This is a genomic window from Streptomyces thermocarboxydovorans (assembly GCF_039524635.1).
In the GTDB taxonomy this organism is placed as follows: Bacteria; Actinomycetota; Actinomycetes; order Streptomycetales; family Streptomycetaceae; genus Streptomyces; species Streptomyces thermocarboxydovorans.
This window is the reverse complement of sequence record NZ_BAAAGU010000090.1, coordinates 1-16,409: the sequence shown is the minus strand read 5'-3', so window position 1 is coordinate 16,409 and position 16,409 is coordinate 1. Positions and strand designations below refer to the sequence as shown.

The following is a 16,409-nucleotide window of genomic DNA, read 5'->3' as shown; positions in this document are numbered from 1 at the left end:
CTGCACGCACCAGACCCCGCTCACCGGTGCTGACAAGGCGCCGGCGATTCCCGCGGGCTGATCCAAACGAAAGGCCCTGGCGACGCTCCCGTCCCGGATACCCGATCGGCGAGACGGCCACGTGCAGCTATGCTCGGGGAGGCAACATCGCCGAGGGCCCTTAGCTCAATTGGCAGAGCAGTGGACTTTTAATCCATTGGTTGTGGGTTCGAGTCCCACAGGGCCTACCTCCCGCAGACGGGGAGCACGACCTCCGCCCTGCCTCGCAGCGCCTGACCGGGCATCAGCCGGGTCGGGCGCTGCGGCGTTGTGTCGGCGTGCCGCCGGTCGGGCGCTCGCCGCCCCGCCGGCCTAGCCGCGCGGGCCGTACGGACGGCGGGCATCAGTGCTCCGTGAGCTCCGGACGGTGAGTCACCAGGGACCAGATGACGAAGACGTCGATGGCCATCATGATGACCGACCACACGGGGGCATACGGCAGGAAGAGGAACTGGGTGATCAGGCTCAGGGAGGCCAGCATGATGCCGGCCATCCTCGCCCACTCCTGGCCCGCCAGGATGCCCAAGCCGGCGAGCGCGGCGATGACGCCGAGGACCAGCAGAATCCAGCCCCAGCCGGCCAGGCTGGCCTCGTAGACGTAGTCGCCGATGGTGGCGTACACGTCGTCCTCGGCGATGGCGGCGATACCTTGAAGGACCGCCAGGATGCCGTTGAGCAGCAGCAGGACGCCCGCGAAGACGTAGCCGCCGGCGGCCAACTCGGTGCGGCCCCCGCGGGGGGCGCGATAGCTGCTCTCGGGCCCGCCGGAGTGTGGTTGTGCGGTCATGGCGCACCCCGATTCTCGTGTGGTGGCCGGTACGGACACCGGCCGCCGGGCACTTCGACCCTCGCCGCGGGCGGCCTCGGCGGCCACGCGGGGTACGCCGTGCGGGTGACCCCGCGGCCTCGGGTTACAGGAGGCGGCCGTCGTCCGGGTCCGTGGCCGTGGTGAGGCGGTGGTAGGCCGCGCGGGCGTGCGCCAGCCGGGAGGTTGTGGTGCCGACGAGGGCGGCGGCGAGCAGACAGCCGAGCCAGAGGGCGTCCCGCGAACCGGCCCAGGTGAGGACGCCCTCGGGCGGAATGGCGAACCCGTTGAGGAACAGCCAGCACAGCACGGCCGTCCCGGGGGCCGCGGTGAACCGGGCCCACACGCCGAGCGCGGCGGCGAGCAGGGACAGGGCGGTGAGCGCGAGATGGGGGCGGCCGGGCCCCAGCATCGTGTTGATCAGCGCCACCAGGGTGAGCGCACCGCCGAACGCACCGGCCCACACCAGCCCGGTGGCGGCCGGCTCGGGAACCGGCTTCCGCCCGCTGCCGAGGCGCACCCACTGGATCATGCTGACGCTCCCCTCCCGCTGCCTGTCGGACGCGAGTCCCGAGCGCCTTCGATTTTCCCACCCCGGCGGAGAGCCGCCAGCGGTTCGTCCCGGTGCACGGCGGGAGCCGGACGGCGACAGCAAGGATCAGGACATCAGCAAGGGTCAGGACATAAGGAGAGACATAGGGAGGAGAGGAGAAGGGAGAAGAGGAGGAGTAGGGGAAAGGCCGCGTCCGGACGTAGGGTCAGCGAGGCGGGTCGAAGAGCTGGACGGCTATGCCGCTCAGGACCAGGCCCGCGGCGATCATCAGGCCGTCGGGCAGGACCAGGCCCGCGATCAGCAGGCCCACTCCGATGATCAGCGCCCACCAGGCGCGGGCGCGGCGGAACTCGCGCGGGCGGGCCGGGCGCCCGCTGGTGAACGAGCGGGAGAAGTGCGGGTCCTCCTGCTCGAAGCGGGCCTCGAGGTCGACGAGACGCTCGTCGTCCGACTTGGGCACGGCTCCTCCTTCCCGGCCGTCGGCGGCAGCGAGGGTGGTGGCTGCTGGTACGGCGGAGGTGACGATGCTCTCGGCCGCCCCGTCACTTCCAGGCTCCCTCGCCCCGGCACCGCCGACCATCGGGCCCGGCCCCCATATCCCCCTGACCCGGACCCCATATGCCGAGTGCCCCATCCCCTAGGGACATCAGCGTGCTGCTGTGGCCTCCCGGTGCGGAAATGGGTGACGCCACGGATGGCGTCCGGCCGCCTCAGCGCACACGCTGGTGGTGACGGCCCGTGCCGCGCCCCGGGACGTGAGCCGTCCACGGCTTGCGCCGCACCGGGAGCGGCTGCGGTGGGACGCATGGCGAGGAGGCGGTGGAGTGCCCCTGTTCTGGCGGATCTTCCTGCTGAACGCCGTCGTGCTGATCACGGCCACCGCCCTGCTGCTCGGACCCGTCACCGTCTCCACTCCGGTGCTGCTCACCGAGGCCGCGGTGCTCACCGTGGGACTCGCCGCCATGCTCGTCGCCAACGCGCTGCTGCTGCGCGTCGGACTCGCCCCGCTGCAGCGCCTCACCCGCGCCATGACCACCACCGACCTGCTCCGCCCCGGCAAGCGTCCTGCGGTCGGCGGGCGCGGCGAGATCGCCGAGCTGATCAGCACGTACAACACGATGCTGGACCGGCTGGAGGACGAGCGGGCCACCAGCAGCGCCCGGGCGCTGTCCGCGCAGGAGGGCGAGCGCCGGCGGATCGCCCAGGAGCTGCACGACGAGGTCGGCCAGAGCCTCACCGCGGTCCTGCTCCAGCTGAAGCGGGCCGCCGACCACGCCCCGCCCGAACTGCGCGAGGAGCTGCAGCTGGCGCAGGAGACCACCCGGGGGAGCCTGGACGAGATCCGGCGCATCGCCCGCCGGCTGCGGCCCGGTGTGCTGGACGAGCTGGGGCTGGTCAGCGCCCTGAAGGCGCTGGCCTCGGAGTTCGCCGCCTACGACCTCACCGTCCAGCACCGTCTCGACGCCGACCTGCCCGGCCTGGGCCAGGAGGTCGAGCTGGTGCTGTACCGGGTCGCACAGGAGGGCCTCACCAACGCCACCCGGCACGCCGACGCCACCCGCGCCGAGATCACCCTGCGCCGCACCCCGGCCGGTGTGGAGCTGCGGGTCCGCGACGACGGCTGCGGCATCGGCAACGTCCCGGAGGGCGCGGGCATCCGGGGCATGCGTGAACGCGCGCTGCTCATCGGGGCGCACCTCACGGTGGGCCCGCCCTCCGGGGGTGGCCCCGGCACCGAGGTCCGGCTGACCGTCCCCGTCCCGAGGCCGGGGGAGACCCCCGCGCCCGCCGTGATTCCGGGAGCGGCTCCCGCACCCGCTGTGATTCCGGGAGCGACTCCCGCGCCGGCTCCCGCCGCGATGGCCGGCCCGGCTCCGGCCGCCGTTCCCGCTGCCGGTCACCCTCCCCATGCCGCCACCGCCGACAGCCCTGCCGGTCACCCTCCCCATGCCGCCACCGCCGACAGCCCCGCCGCTCCCGCCGCCGAGCCCGCCGTCTCCCGGGGCATGACCCCCGATCCGGCCCCGGCCTCCGCCGCCGAGGGCGCCCCGCCCCAGACACCGCCCCCGACACCGCCGCCGACCGGCGGGCCGGGTCGCCCGGCCCGCCCCCGTGACCGCAGCCCCCGAAAAGCCCCCGAGCGGAAACGACGTGCTCCATGACCCACCCCGCCCCCACCCGCATCCTCCTCGCCGACGATCACGCGCTGGTGCGCCGCGGTGTGCGGCTGATCCTCGACGGTGAACCGGATCTGACCGTGGTGGCCGAGGCCGACGACGGTGCCGAGGCGCTGGAGCAGGCCCGCGTCCACCGGCCCGACCTGGCCATCCTGGACATCGCCATGCCCCGGCTCACCGGTCTGCAGGCGACCCGCGAGCTCTCCCGGAGCATGCCTGAGACGCGAATCCTGATACTGACGATGTACGACAACGAGCAGTTCTTCTTCGAGGCCCTGGGCGCGGGCGCCTCCGGCTATGTGCTCAAGTCCGTCGCCGACCGCGACCTGGTGGAGGCCTGCCACGCCACCATGCGCGGCGAGCCCTTCCTCTACCCGGGCGCGGTCAACGCCCTGATCCGCGACTACCTGGACCGTGCCCGGGAGGGCCGGACCCTGCCCGCCAAGGCCATCACCGACCGCGAGGAGGAGATCCTCAAGCTGGTCGCCGAGGGCTACACCTCCCAGCAGATCGCCGAGCTGCTCGTCATCAGCCCCAAGACGGTCGAGCGGCACCGCGCCAATCTGCTGGCCAAGCTCGGATTGAAGGACCGCCTGGAGCTGACCAGATACGCGATCCGGATGGGCCTGATCGAACCGTGATGAGGACCCGACCGGACCCCGGTGAGGGCCGGCCGGATCCTGATCAGGGCTCGATCGGGCCATGGGGTCGTGAGCTCGACCGAGCCATGGGGTCGTGAGCTCGATCGGGCCATGGGGTCGTGAGCTCGACCGGGCCATCCGGGTCGTGAGCTCGATCGGTCGTCGGGTCGTGAAGCCGTGAAATGCGCGGCCGCTGCGGCACCCCGCTCGCCACCCGTGCCCGGTCCGCGCGCCGGGCTTGTCAGACTTGAGGCGAGCAGCCCGCCGGCTGTTCCTCCGACCCTCGCCAGGAGCGCGCCGATGCCCCATCCTTACGTCCTGCTGTCCGCCGCCGTCTCGCTGGACGGGTATCTGGACGACACCGGCCCCGAGCGGCTGCTGCTGTCCAGCCCGGAGGACTTCGACCGGGTGGACGAGGTGCGGGCCTCGGTGGACGCGATCCTGGTCGGCGCCGGCACCATCCGCGCCGACAACCCCCGGCTGCTGGTGAACTCGCCCGAGCGCCGCGCCGTCCGCCGGGCACGCGGTCTGCCGGAGTACCCGCTGAAGGTCACCGTCAGCGGGTCCGGCGACCTGGACCCGGCCGCGGCCTTCTGGCACACCGGCGGCGACAAGGTCCTCTACACCACGGACAAGGGGGCCGAGCGGGCCCGCTCCCTCGGCCTGGCCACCGATGTGGTGCCGCTCGGCACGGAGCTCGACTGGCGCCGCCTGCTCACCCATCTGCACGACGAGCGCGGTGTGCGGCGGCTGATGGTCGAGGGCGGCGGGGTGATCCACACCCAGCTCCTCACCCAGGGCCTCGCCGACGAGCTCCAGCTGGTGCTGGCCCCGCTCTTCGTCGGTGACCCGGACGCCCCGCGCCTCTTCGGACCAGGCTCCTACCAGGGCGGACGCCTGCGGCTGTGCGAGACCCGGCAGATCGGCGACGTCGTCCTGATGCGCTACGAGCCCACCGCGCCCGGCACCGGCGAGCTGCCCGTCGCCGCCGACCACCACTGGCTGGCGCTCGCCTGCGAGCTGGCGGCACAGTGCCCTCCCTCGCAGACGGCGTTCAGCGTGGGCGCGGTGATCGTCGCGGCCGACGGCACAGAACTGGCGCGCGGCTGGTCGCGGGAGGGCAGCGATCCGCTGGCGCACGCGGAGGAGGCCGCGCTGGCCAAGACCGACCCGACGGACCCCCGGCTGGCGACCGCGACGGTCTACTCCAGCCTGGAGCCGTGCGCCCGCCGGGCGTCCCGGCCGGCGTCCTGCTCGCGGCTGATCCTGGAGGCCGGTGTCCGCCGCGTGGTCACCGCCTGGCGCGAGCCGGACACCTTCGTCCCGGGCGCGGACGGCTCGGGTGTGCTCAGGCAGGGAGGGGCCACGGTGCTCGTCCTGCCCGAGCACGAGGAGCGCGCGAAGGTCCCGAACAGCCACTTGTTCTGACCACCCGCGCGGATGCCGTATACTGGTGAGTACCGACGCGGGGTGGAGCAGTTCGGTAGCTCGCTGGGCTCATAACCCAGAGGTCGCAGGTTCAAATCCTGTCCCCGCTACTGAAGGCCGAGGGCCGGAATCCGAAAGGGTTCCGGCCCTCGGCGTTTCTCCGTACCTCTTGCCGCCCCTGGTCCCTTCGTGTCCGGCGCCGGCCCTCCTCAACCCCCTCGGTTTCTCCATCGAGGTTTCCCGACCTCCCCCGCAGATATCACTCCATGTAATCGAACCGCGCCGCTCCGCATAACATCTGACACAACGTCAGAAACTCGCACCCCCGTGATGCGCGGTCAACTCGCCCGTTTTCGCCCGTCGATGACGCTTAAGTCCGCGCGAAAATCCTTAACGATCAAGAGGAACGGCTTGGAATCCGAGGCTCACGTCTATTAACGTTCGATAACGCAGCGCGGTCGTCCCAGCCGTCACAGAAGTCGGCTCCGTGCTCACGCGCCGAATCCCGCAAGGGAACCGGGGAACCACACATTGGGGTGAATCGGGCGTATGCCGCCGTGGAGACACGGCTCGTATACGCGCGTAGGAGACCTTCCTGCTCCGAACCCGTCAGCTAACCCGGTAGGTGGAGACGGAAGGAAAGGAGTGCGCCCACGTGGCGTCCAACCGGCCTGCCCCCGAGGCCCCGTTCACCCCGAGCGACACGTTCGTCTACGGCGGCGGCACCCGCGCCGACGAAGGTCCCTTCGAGGAGTGGAACCCCACGGCGGAGACCGTCCGCCCGGTCCGCGGCCGGCATCGCGTCACCAAGCAGCGCGGCGGGGGACTCGCCCGCAGCTCCACCGTTCTCGGCGTCGGTGTCATAGCCGCCGTCGGCGCCGGCGGTATGGCCAGCGCCCAGACCGGCAAGCCGCCGGTCGCCATCTCCATGCCCGACCTCCCCAACGTGGGTTCCCTCATCTCCGACGAGGAAACCCCGAAGGGCTCCACCACCCCGCTCAGCAGCGTCGGCGCCACCACCGACAGCGAGCAGGGTGCCGGTGAGGCCCTGCGCGCCCGGATCATGGCGCAGGTCGAACAGCAGCAGGACCAGGCCGCCGGCAAGGCCGCCGCCGAGGCCGTCGCCGCCGCGGAGAAGGAGGCCGCCGAGGCCGCCGCCAAGGCCGAGCGCGAGGCCAAGGAGAAGGCCGAGGCCGCCAAGAAGAAGGCGGAGGAGGAGGCCAGGAAGAAGGCCGAGGCCGAGCGCCTCGCCGAGCTGGCCAAGCAGTACACGCTGCCGACCTCCTCCTACACCATCAGCTCCACCTTCGGTCAGGCCGGCGCCTACTGGTCCTCCGGCCAGCACACCGGCCTCGACTTCGCCGCCCCCACGGGCACGCTGCTCAAGGCCGTCCACACCGGCACGATCACCTTCGCCGGCTGGGACGGCTCCTACGGCTACAAGACGGTGCTCACCCTCGAGGACGGCACCGAGATCTGGTACGCCCACCAGTCCTCGATCAGCGTCAGCGTCGGCCAGAAGGTCAACACCGGCGATGTGATCGGCCGCGTCGGCGCCACCGGCAATGTCACCGGTGCCCACCTGCACCTCGAGGTCCACCCCGGCGGCTCCGCCTCCGGCATCGACCCCATGAGCTGGCTGCGCAGCAAGGGTCTGAACCCCTGATCTGATCCGTACGGCCCGCTGAGCCGCACCGCCATCACCTGAACCCCGGCAGTCCCGACGGCGCCCCCCCGACGTCAGGGCTGCCGGTCGGCGTTCGTGCTCACCCGAGTCACGGATCGGCCCGGCTCACCCGAGCCGCGGACGCGCGGCTTACCCGAGCCACGGATGCGCCCGGCTCACCCGAGCCACGGACGTGCCCGGCTCACCCGAGCCACGGATGCGCCCGGCTCACCCGAGGTACGGATTGCCGCTGTAGCCGTACTCGTAGCCGTGACCCTGGCGGTACGCGGGGCCGGAGCCGTAGCCGTGGCCGAGCGCAGGCCCGGGGACGTGGCCGTACGCGGGGGCCCCGGGGCCGGGGTGCCAGACCATCACCGGAGGCGGCGGTGCCGTCGCGCGGGCCGCGTACTCCAGGGCGGGCCGGGCAGCCGCCCGCCGGTGCCACAGCTCCCGCAGCAGCTCGCCCTCCCGCTGCACGAAGTCACCGCGCGCCCGCCCGAGCCGCCCGCGGTGACGCAGCACCGCCAGCGAGGTCGCGAACGCCTGGTACTCGGCGACCGCCCGCGCCGCCTCCTTCCCGCCGTGCCGGCGCGCGTACTGCCGCGCGATGCGCCGGGCCCGCATCAGCCCCAGCGCGTACGGCTCCACCGGAGTCAGCCAGCCGGCGATCACATAGGCGGGCAGCTCCGCCCGCACGGTGTGCAGCTCCCGCTGCCGCGTCCACACCACCAGCCAGGTCAGCACCCCGAACACCGGCACCATGAACGCCGCGTACACCGCGAGGAACCCGAACTCGCCCAGCGCCGAGGAGCCGTTCCACAGCGCGTGCATCCCCATCGCGAGGAGCAGTCCGGACAGCGGCAGCAGCACCCGCCGCACCCGCTGGCGCTCGGTGGACAGGGCGGAGATGCCGAACCCGATCCCGGTGAGCACCGTGAACAGCGGGTGCGCGAACGGGGACATCACGATGCGGACGAAGAACGTCGCCGCGGTCACCGAGGGGATGCCGCTGCCGCCGGTGAGCTGGTCGGCGCCGAAGGCCGTGCCGAGGTAGAGGATGTTCTCGGTGAACGCGAAGCCGGTCGCGGTGACGCCCGCTATCACCACGCCGTCGAGGATCCCGGTGAAGTCCCGTCTGCGGAACAGGAACAGCAGCAGCACGGCGGCCGCCTTCGCGGACTCCTCGACGACCGGCGCCACCACGGTCGCGCCCAGGGTGTCCGCCCCGGCCGGGTCCGCGGTCGCCGTCGCTATCCATCTGGTGGCGAAGCTGTTGGCGACGATCGCTATCAGCGCCGCCGCGCAGGCCCCCCAGGCGAACGCGAACAGCAGATTCCGCCAGGGGCCCGGCTCCACCCGGTCCAGCCAGCGGAAGGCGGCTATGAGCAGCGGCACCGGCAGCACCGCGAGGCCCAGTCCGACCAGGAAGCCCTGGGTGCCGGTCTGCTCCCGGACCAGGGCCAGGATGACAAGGCCGGACAGGGCGAGCAGAGTGCTCAGCGCCCCGTAGCGCACCCAGGCCCGCTGCCACCAGTGCGCGGACCGCGCCGAGCTGCTCCCGGCGGCATGACTCACGGGCGTCGGATACGGGGAGCTGGCCACGCGTCGACCCTAACGAGGCAGGGGCGCCGCCCGCAGGTCCGCGAGGCCGCGGGTCAGGCGCCGGTGGGGGGCTGGTCTTCGTGCTGTACGCGACGGAACAGCAGGTCGTTCACCACATGCCCCTTCTCCAGTCCCTGCGTCTCGAAACGGGTCTGGGGACGGAAGTCGGGGCGGGGTGCGAAGCCGCCGTCCGCCCGGGTGTTCTCGTAGGCGGGGTGGGCGGTGAGCACCTCGAGCATCTGCTCGGCGTAGGGCTCCCAGTCGGTGGCGAGGTGCACCAGGGCGCCCGGCCTGAGGCGGGTCGCCGCCAGGGAGAGGAACTCCGGCTGGATCAGCCGCCGCTTGTGGTGCCGCTTCTTCGGCCAGGGATCGGGGAAGAAGACGCGCAGCCCGGCCAGGCTGTCCGGGGCGAGCATCTCCCGCAGCAGGATGACCGCGTCGCCGTTGCCCACGCGGATGTTGCTCAAGCCCTGCCGGTCGGCGAGCTTGAGCAGATTGCCCTGGCCGGGGGTGTGCACGTCCACGGCGAGGATGTTGGTGGCCGGGTCGGCGGCGGCCATCTGCGCGGTCGCCTCGCCCATGCCGAAGCCGATCTCCAGGACGACCGGGTTGTCGTTGCCGAAGAACTCCGCGAGATCCAGCACCCGCCGGCCGTCGATGTCGAAGCCCCACTTCGGCCACAGCCGCTGCAAGGCGTCCGCCTGGCCCGCGGTCACCCGGCTCCGGCGCGGCTGGAAGCTGCGGATCCGCCGCTCGAAGTGCGATCCGGCGGGATCGGCCTTGGGACCGTCCGGGAACCGCGGCTCGCCCTTGGCGCGGGTACGGCGGACCGACTGCGGGGTGGGGCGCTCGGGGGCGGGCCGGGGCGCTTCGGGGGTGTTCACGGAGTCAGACACAGTGCTGTCGATTTTACGGGGGTGCGTCCGGTCCTTCGGGCCGTGCCGGGGAGTGCCGTGGGCCACGGCTCACCGCTCCAGCGCGGGCCGTGGGCCACGGCTCACCGCTCCAGCGCGGCCAGGGCCCGCCGGGCGATCTCGCGGCCGATCGGCAGCGATGCCGTCGCCGCAGGTGAGGGCGCGTTCAGCACATGCACCGCCCGCGGGGTCTGCTGGATCAGGAAGTCGTCGGCGAGGGTGCCGTCCCGCAGCACGGCCTGCGCCCGCACCCCGGCCGCCGCCGGCACGAGATCGTCCTCGGTGACCGCGGGCAGCAGCCGCCGCACCGCCTCGGTGAAGGCGCTCCTGGACAGCGACCGGTGCAGCTCACCGGCGCCGTACCGCCAGTGCCGGCGGGCCAGCTGCCAGGCGCCCGGCCAGGCCAGGGTGCCCGCCAGCTCGCGGGGGCGCACGGTGCGCCAGTCGTACCCCTCGCGGGCCAGCGCCGGCACCGCGTTGGGGCCCACGTGCACGCCCCCGTCGGTGCCGCGGGTGAGATGCACGCCGAGGAACGGGAACGCCGGGTCGGGCACCGGATACACCAGCCCCCTCACCAGCTCCGGCCGGGCCAGCTCGTAGTACTCACCGCGGAACGGCACGATCCGCACGCCGGGCTCGTCGCCGGTGAGCCGGGCGATCTCGTCGCAGTACAGGCCGGCGCAGTTCACCAGCATCCGCCCGCGGACGATGTCGCCGGAGGCGGTGCGGACGGCGACCCCGAGCTCGGGCCGGCGGTCGATCCGCTCCACCCGGGCCCCGTAGCGGATCTCCGCGCCGGACGCCTCGGCGAGCCGGCGGGCGACCGCCGTGAAGTCGCAGATGCCGGTGGTGCCCACATGGATGGCGGCCAGCCCCGTGATCTCCGGCTCGTACTCGGCCATCTGCGCCGTGCCCAGCTCCCGCACCGTGAGCCCGTTCTCCCGGCCGCGCTGCACCAGCGCGTGCAGCCGGGGCAGCTCGTCCCGCTCGGTGGCGACGATCAGCTTGCCGGTCACGGCGTGCGGGATGTCGTACTCCGCGCAGAACTTGACCATCTCCGCGGCGCCCCGCACCGCGTACCGCGCCTTGAGCGAGCCGGGCCGGTAGTAGATGCCGCTGTGGATGACCCCGCTGTTGCGCCCCGTCTGGTGCCGGGCGGGCCCGGCCTCCTTCTCCAGCACCGTCACCCGCGTGCCGGGGGCGGCCCGGGTGATCGCGTAGGCGGTGGACAGCCCGACGATCCCCCCACCGATCACGAGCACATCACAGTCGTAGGCCACCACGTGCACCACCTCCGCCACCGATAGTGCACTGCACCACTGACATCGCGCTCAAACGCGGACGGTCACCGGGCCGGGCCGGGGCCCGGAGCTCACGCGGGCGCCATCAGCAGCGGCCGGGCCCGCTCCCGCAGCTCCATCACCCGCGGCTCGTCGCCGTAGGGCTCCAGCCGGTGCAGCAGGTCCTTCACGTACTCGGTGGTGCGCGCGGACGAGATCCGCCCGGCCACCTCCACCGCCCGGACCCCCTGCTCGCAGGCCGCGTCGAGGTTCCCCGACTCCAGCTCGGCCACGGCCGAGACCACCAGCCGCAGCCCGTGCGAGCGCACGAACTCCTCCGTCGGCCTGGACAGGGCCTGCTCGGTGAACCTTCGCACCTGCCGCGGTGCCTTCAGGTCGCGGTAGCACTCGGCCGCGTCGGCCGCGAACCGGTCGTAGGTGTAGAAGCCGAGCCAGGAGGGGTCGCTGTCGCCGGGCCGGGACCGCTCCAGCCATCCCTCGGCGGACTTCAGCGCCGCACCCGCCGCCTGCGCGTCCCCGGCGCGCGCGTGCGCCCGGGCCTCGATGAGCCGGAAGAAGCTCATGGTGCGGGCGGTGGCCAGCCCCCGGTTGCGCTCCAGCGCGGCCTGCGCGAGGTCGACGCCCTCGTCACCGAAGCCGCGGTAGGTCGCCTGCAGCGACATCGACGCCAGCACATAGCCGCCGAGCGGCACGTCCGCCGCGGCCCGCGCCAGGCGCAGGGCCTGGATGTAGTAGCGCTGCGCCGCCTCCTGCTGGCCGGTGTCGAAGGCCATCCACCCGGCGAGCCGGGTCAGTTCGGCCGCCGCGCCGAACAGCGCACGGCCCACGTCGTCGGAGTAGGAGCCGAGCAGCAGCGGCGCCGCCTCCACCCGCAAACACTCGGGCACCATCGAGGAACGCCAGTCCCCGCCGCCGTACTTGGAGTCCCAGCGCCGGGCGTCCTCGGCGGCCTCGCGCAGCTTCTGCACATCGCTGTGGCCGACTTTGATCGGTGCGGCGGAGCCCTCGGACGGGCTCGGGTCCCGTGCCACCGAGCTGTCGGCCGGGGTTATCAGCCAGCGCGAGGCGGGAGTGGCGTAGGCGCTCACCGCGAAGGACCCGGCGAGCGACTGCCAGATGCCGCCGGAGCCGGCCCGGCGGCCGGCGAGGTCCAGCCGGTACAGCTCGGTCGCGGACTTCACCGCCTGTCCGACGTCCCGCGGGAAGGCGAGGCCCACCTCGGGTGCGGGGTCCGCGTCCGCCAGCCCGATCTCGTGGAGCGGGACGGGGCGGCCCAGCTTCTGGCCGATGGCGGCGGCGATCAGGTGCGGCGCCGCGCCCTGCGGCACCATTCCCTTGGACACCCAGCGCGCGACCGACGTCTTGTCGTAGCGAAGTGTCAGTCCTCGCTGTGCGCCAAGGTCGTTGACGCGCCGCGCGAGGCCTGCGTTGGAGATTCCCGCGAGGGCGAGAACGGCGCCGAGCTTTTCGTTCGGCCCGCGTTGCTCCCTGGACATGCGCCACCCCTCGACACAGACGGCTGCCGCGCTGGCATAACCCTGCGGCATTCGTAAACCCAGCGTAGTTCGCCGCATCCCAAGCGTTAAGGGGCATTCTTCCGGTTGGCGGGATTGTGGTCCGTACTGAAGTACGGGGCCGATACGCGCAGTTGCGGCGTGCTCCCGGCGTGTGGCCGTGCGCCCGTGTGTGCGCTCTTCTCCGGCCATCCCGGGAGCGGTTCCATGGTCCGTGCGTGGGTCGGCCCGCTGTACTGGATCCAGCGGGCTGGGGGACACCGCCGCCTTCATCCCCGCGGGCGGCGGAACGGTCCGGGAGGCGTGCTGCGCCTCCCGGACTGCGCAACCCTCCGGCGGTGGGCCGGGGTTGCACGGAGCGTGTTCAAGGCTGCTCTTCTCGCTCCGATTTGGCCGAAAATCGCCCCCGCCGTTCGTGGGACAACTCCGCGTTCACGCTGGCAGTTGAGGGCGCGTTGGGTGCATTCAGGGCGCACGGCGGGGGCGCATTCGAGTCGGCGTGCAGCGGCATGAGCTGCGGCGAAGCGCGCCGATCACGGCGCCGCAAACGGGAGTTCAGCACCGGGTGTCACGGGGGCGAATCCGGGTCCGGACGTCTCCGCCGGGGCGCATCCGGCGGAGCACATGCGGCTCCGCCACCCCTCTGGAACGCCTCCTTCGTGGCAGCATGGAGAACCGGTTCGTACGGTGCACTGGTTGTCCACATCCTGTGGAGGCGTCGATGCGGTGGTTGGTGGGGTGGAGCAGCACCGCCGCGGGAGTTGCCGGAGCGGGTGGGTACGGCTCCGCCGGGGCCAGCGGCACCGACGGCGAGACGGTGCATCCCGTGGGTTCCCAGCTGCTGTGGGGCGATCCCGACCCGCTGTGGGCCGTCGGCGACTGGCGGCCCGACGAGGTACGCGTGGTGAAGGCCGACGCGCAGACCCGGATCGCCGTGCTCGGCACCTGCGGCGCCTCCGACGAGCAGCTGCGGGTGGCCCTGTTCGCCGCGCGCGGCGGGGCACTTCGGCATCTGACCGCCTGGCCGGGCAGCTACACCGCGGTCGTGCAGGTCGGACGCCGGATCACCGTCTGCGGTGATCTCGCGGGCGCCCGGCCGGTGTTCTACACACCCTGGGCGGGCGGCACCGCCTATGCGACCGCCGCGCTGCCGCTGGCCGACCTCATCGAGGCCAACCTGGACTTCGGGCACCTCGCCGCACTGCTCGCCGCCCCCGACGTACCGGCCGCGCTGCACGACTCCACCCCGTACGACGGCGTCAAGCGCATCCCACCGGGGCACGCGCTGATCCTGCGCGCGGGAGCCCGCGAGATCGCCGGCTACGAGCCGGTCGCCTCGCTCGCCGTCGCGGCACCGCCCGCGGACCCGGACCGCGCGGTGGACGCCGTACGGGACGCACTGGTCGAAGCGGTGCGCACCCGCCTCGCCGCGCCCCGGCACGTCCCCGGGGCCGACATCGACCCCGGCCCCGTGCCCGGCATGGGACCGGCCGAACGGCGGGCCGCACGCGGGATGCCGGTGCCGGGAATCGGAGCCGACCTGTCCGGCGGACCGGCCTCCGGGACGCTGGCGCTGCTGGCCGCCGGGCTGCCCGGCATGCCCGGCACCGTGCTGGGGCACGGCACCGGGGCGGGGGAGCGGCTGCTGGCGGTGACCTTCAACGACCTCGTCGTCGGCGGCCGGGAGGACGAACTCCAGCGGGCCGGCGCACTGGCCGCGAACCCCCGGCTGCACCACGTGGTGGTCACCGGCAGCGAGGAGACGCTGCCCTACGCCGATCTCGACGGACCCCTCACCGACGAGCCCGGCCCCTCGCTGGTCGTCGCGGCCCGGCACCGGGCCCGCCTCGCGGCCGGCAGCGCGGACCACTTCACCGGCTACGGGGCCCGGCAGGTGCTGGACGCCCACCCGGCCCGCCTGTCCGATCTGCTGATGGACCGCAAGCGGCGCCATCTGGTGCGCCCGGTGGCCGCCCTGGCCAAGGCGGACGGCTCGGTGATGGTGCCCGCACGCGTCTACGCGGCGGCACGGCGGCTGGCCCGCACCTCCTACCGGGCGGGCGTGCAGGAGCTGGCGCAGCGGCTGATGCGGCGCAGTCTCGACGACGACGGGGGCCTCGCCGGGATCTCCGGGGCCGCCGACGCCTCGCTGGCCGCCCTGAGCTGGGGAAGACCCGGCCCTGCGGCGCGCTGGCTGACCGGCGAGGCCCTGGCTGAAGTATCGGTTCGCCTGCAGGCGTCGATGCGCCGCGCCGACGTCGGCGTCGGACCCGGCCAGCGCCCCGGGGACTTCCGGGCGCGGGCGGCACTCGCCCGCCACGCGGCCGACCTGCGGGTGCTGGAGCAGGCGGCGGAGGTGCGCTTCCAGCGGCTGCACGCGCCGTTCCTCGACAACCAGGTGGTGCGGGCCTGCCGGGCCCTGCCGGAGGCGCTGCGGGTACGGCCCGGAGCGCGGGCGGCGATCCTGCGGTCCGTGCTGGAGGGCGCCGGAGTCCGGGACCTGCCGGACGGCTGGGGCGCGCCGACCGGCGGCACGGCCGCGGTGGCCACCGCGCGGACCGGGCTGCGGGTCGCGGTGGACTCGCTGACGGCGCTGTTCGACACCCCGCTGCTCGCGGAGGCCGGACTGGTCGAGGCACGGGTGGTGCGCAAGGCGCTGCGCGGGGCGGCGGAGGGCGAGCCGCTCCCCCTGGAGGGGCTCGCCGATCTGGTGGGCCTGGAGCTGTGGCTGCGGCGGCTGCTGGCGCGGCGCGGCACCTGCTGGACGGGCACACCGGCACGCCAGCGCGCCGTGCCCGGCGGGATCGTGGTGCGCCGGGGCGCCCTGGGCGCGGGCGCGGCCGGCTGACCCGCCCGTCCCGGCAGGGTCCGCCTACCTGCAGGTGAAGCGGGACTCCGCCCAGTCGGCCAGGGCCAGCACCGCGTCGAAGTGCCCGACGGGCTCCACCACCAGGCGCACGGTCTCGTGTCCCGCCAGGTCCACAGGGACCGGCACCGCCGGGTCGCCGCCCTTGATCACCCCGGAGTTCCACAGCGGGACCCCGTCGGCGTGGACCGAGAACCTCACCTTGCCGAGCTTCATCGTCATGTCGTCCACGCCCACCAGCGCGTCGTAGGAGCTGCACGGCCGGTTCAGGCCGATGGTGACGGACGAGCGGCCGTGCACCGTGACGCCGTGGCTGTAGCGGACGCCGTCGATGCGCAGGCCGGAGCGCTGCCACACCCAGCTGCTGGAGTTGATCCGCATCTCGGGGCGCGTCCCGTCACCGGCGATGTCGTACGACAGCTCGCTCCACGGATGGACTTCCGGGGCCGGGGGCGGTGGCGGCGTGGGGGTGGGCGTCGGCGTCGGTGTCGGGGTGGGCGTTGTCGGTGTCGGGGTGGGACGCGGCGTCAGGGTCGGGGTCGGGGTTGACGTGGGTGTGGGCGTCGGCTCGGGTGCCGGACGGGCGGCAGCCGGCACGGGGGGAGCGGGGCGGGGGGTGGCGTTCTTCCTCGTGGGCTCCGGTTCCGGCTCCTCCTGGACCGCCGGTGCCGAGGCGGGCGGGCCCGCCTTCGGCGGCGCCTCCTTGGTGGACTCGTTGCCCGACAGGGCGATGGCGATGGCCACGGCGGCCGCCACCGCGACCACGCCCGCGGCGATCCCCGCCTTCGCCGGCGCGGCCACGCCCTCGGACGCCGCGGCACCTCCGCCCCCGGCGCCCCCGCTCGCGGATCAGGTCGGCGTGGCCGTTGTGCCGCGCGTACTCCTCGATCATGTGGGTGTAGA

General features: G+C 73.4%; 11 protein-coding genes, 2 tRNA genes, 3 pseudogenes and 1 riboswitch. Of the genes and pseudogenes, 7 read left to right on the top strand and 9 right to left on the bottom strand.

Going from position 1 to position 16,409, the window contains the following annotated elements; all coding sequences use genetic code 11:
- Nucleotides 1–154 precede the first annotated feature (154 nt).
- Nucleotides 155–227: transfer RNA gene (locus ABD198_RS28615), tRNA-Lys, on the top strand.
- A gap of 155 nt (nt 228–382) precedes the next feature.
- On the opposite strand, the gene ABD198_RS28610 is transcribed toward ABD198_RS28615, so the two are convergent.
- The 3 genes from ABD198_RS28610 to ABD198_RS28600 form a co-directional block, all read right to left on the bottom strand.
- On the bottom strand, nt 383–826 hold the full coding sequence (locus tag ABD198_RS28610) for a DUF7144 family membrane protein (protein ID WP_344007276.1): 444 nt from the start codon (nt 824–826) through the stop codon (nt 383–385).
- Between the two features lie 124 nt (nt 827–950).
- Nucleotides 951–1,376 (bottom strand): hypothetical protein, encoded by a 426-nt coding sequence (locus ABD198_RS28605; RefSeq protein ID WP_344007274.1) that lies wholly within the window; start codon nt 1,374–1,376, stop codon nt 951–953.
- A gap of 226 nt (nt 1,377–1,602) precedes the next feature.
- Nucleotides 1,603–1,857 (bottom strand): DUF3040 domain-containing protein, encoded by a 255-nt coding sequence (locus ABD198_RS28600; RefSeq protein WP_344007271.1) that lies wholly within the window; start codon nt 1,855–1,857, stop codon nt 1,603–1,605.
- 364 nt (nt 1,858–2,221) lie between these two features.
- Here ABD198_RS28600 and ABD198_RS28595 point away from each other — a divergent pair.
- From ABD198_RS28595 to ABD198_RS28575, 5 genes and pseudogenes are all read left to right on the top strand, one after another.
- Nucleotides 2,222–3,172 (top strand): annotated as a pseudogene (locus ABD198_RS28595) (HAMP domain-containing sensor histidine kinase); the annotation flags it as partial.
- 383 nt (nt 3,173–3,555) lie between these two features.
- On the top strand, nt 3,556–4,215 hold the full coding sequence (locus ABD198_RS28590; RefSeq protein ID WP_344007269.1) for a response regulator: 660 nt from the start codon (nt 3,556–3,558) through the stop codon (nt 4,213–4,215).
- 300 nt (nt 4,216–4,515) lie between these two features.
- Nucleotides 4,516–5,643 (top strand): dihydrofolate reductase family protein, encoded by a 1,128-nt coding sequence (locus tag ABD198_RS28585; RefSeq protein ID WP_344007267.1) that lies wholly within the window; start codon nt 4,516–4,518, stop codon nt 5,641–5,643.
- A gap of 36 nt (nt 5,644–5,679) precedes the next feature.
- A tRNA-Met gene (locus ABD198_RS28580) sits at nt 5,680–5,753 on the top strand.
- Nucleotides 5,754–6,129: 376 nt separating this feature from the next.
- A riboswitch (cyclic di-AMP (ydaO/yuaA leader) is annotated at nt 6,130–6,286 on the top strand.
- 12 nt (nt 6,287–6,298) lie between these two features.
- Entirely contained in the window at nt 6,299–7,309 is a 1,011-nt protein-coding gene (locus tag ABD198_RS28575) for a M23 family metallopeptidase (protein WP_344007265.1), read from the top strand.
- Between the two features lie 228 nt (nt 7,310–7,537).
- On the opposite strand, the gene ABD198_RS28570 is transcribed toward ABD198_RS28575, so the two are convergent.
- From ABD198_RS28570 to ABD198_RS28555, 4 genes are all read right to left on the bottom strand, one after another.
- Nucleotides 7,538–8,884 (bottom strand): PrsW family intramembrane metalloprotease, encoded by a 1,347-nt coding sequence (locus ABD198_RS28570; protein WP_344007263.1) that lies wholly within the window; start codon nt 8,882–8,884, stop codon nt 7,538–7,540.
- A gap of 80 nt (nt 8,885–8,964) precedes the next feature.
- Entirely contained in the window at nt 8,965–9,807 is an 843-nt protein-coding gene (trmB, locus tag ABD198_RS28565) for a tRNA (guanosine(46)-N7)-methyltransferase TrmB (RefSeq protein WP_425580579.1), read from the bottom strand.
- A gap of 101 nt (nt 9,808–9,908) precedes the next feature.
- On the bottom strand, nt 9,909–11,114 hold the full coding sequence (lhgO, locus tag ABD198_RS28560; protein WP_344007278.1) for an L-2-hydroxyglutarate oxidase: 1,206 nt from the start codon (nt 11,112–11,114) through the stop codon (nt 9,909–9,911).
- 83 nt (nt 11,115–11,197) lie between these two features.
- Nucleotides 11,198–12,622, bottom strand: coding sequence for an NsdA family TPR-like regulatory protein (locus ABD198_RS28555; RefSeq protein ID WP_344007261.1), 1,425 nt, complete (start codon nt 12,620–12,622; stop codon nt 11,198–11,200).
- A gap of 739 nt (nt 12,623–13,361) precedes the next feature.
- On the opposite strand from ABD198_RS28555, the gene ABD198_RS28550 reads away from it, so the two are divergent.
- A complete protein-coding gene (locus ABD198_RS28550; protein ID WP_344007259.1) occupies nt 13,362–15,488 on the top strand; it encodes an asparagine synthase-related protein in 2,127 nt (708 codons plus the stop codon).
- Between the two features lie 24 nt (nt 15,489–15,512).
- Here the strand turns inward: ABD198_RS28550 and ABD198_RS28545 are convergent.
- Together ABD198_RS28545 and ABD198_RS28540 are read right to left on the bottom strand one after the other, a co-directional pair.
- Nucleotides 15,513–16,352 (bottom strand): annotated as a pseudogene (locus ABD198_RS28545) (NPCBM/NEW2 domain-containing protein); the annotation flags it as partial.
- Nucleotides 16,345–16,409: pseudogene (locus ABD198_RS28540) on the bottom strand (mycothiol transferase); the annotation flags it as partial. The pseudogenes ABD198_RS28545 and ABD198_RS28540, both read right to left, overlap by 8 nt.

Bases quoted from the DNA above. Each gene is read 5' to 3' on its own strand.
- ABD198_RS28605 (WP_344007274.1), bottom strand. From the start codon at position 1,376: ATGATCCAGTGGGTGCGCCTCGGCAGCGGGCGGAAGCCGGTTCCCGAG.
- ABD198_RS28610 (WP_344007276.1), bottom strand. From the start codon at position 826: ATGACCGCACAACCACACTCCGGCGGGCCCGAGAGCAGCTATCGCGCC.
- ABD198_RS28590 (WP_344007269.1), top strand. From the start codon at position 3,556: ATGACCCACCCCGCCCCCACCCGCATCCTCCTCGCCGACGATCACGCG.
- ABD198_RS28550 (WP_344007259.1), top strand. From the start codon at position 13,362: ATGCGGTGGTTGGTGGGGTGGAGCAGCACCGCCGCGGGAGTTGCCGGA.
- ABD198_RS28585 (WP_344007267.1), top strand. From the start codon at position 4,516: ATGCCCCATCCTTACGTCCTGCTGTCCGCCGCCGTCTCGCTGGACGGG.
- ABD198_RS28555 (WP_344007261.1), bottom strand. From the start codon at position 12,622: ATGTCCAGGGAGCAACGCGGGCCGAACGAAAAGCTCGGCGCCGTTCTC.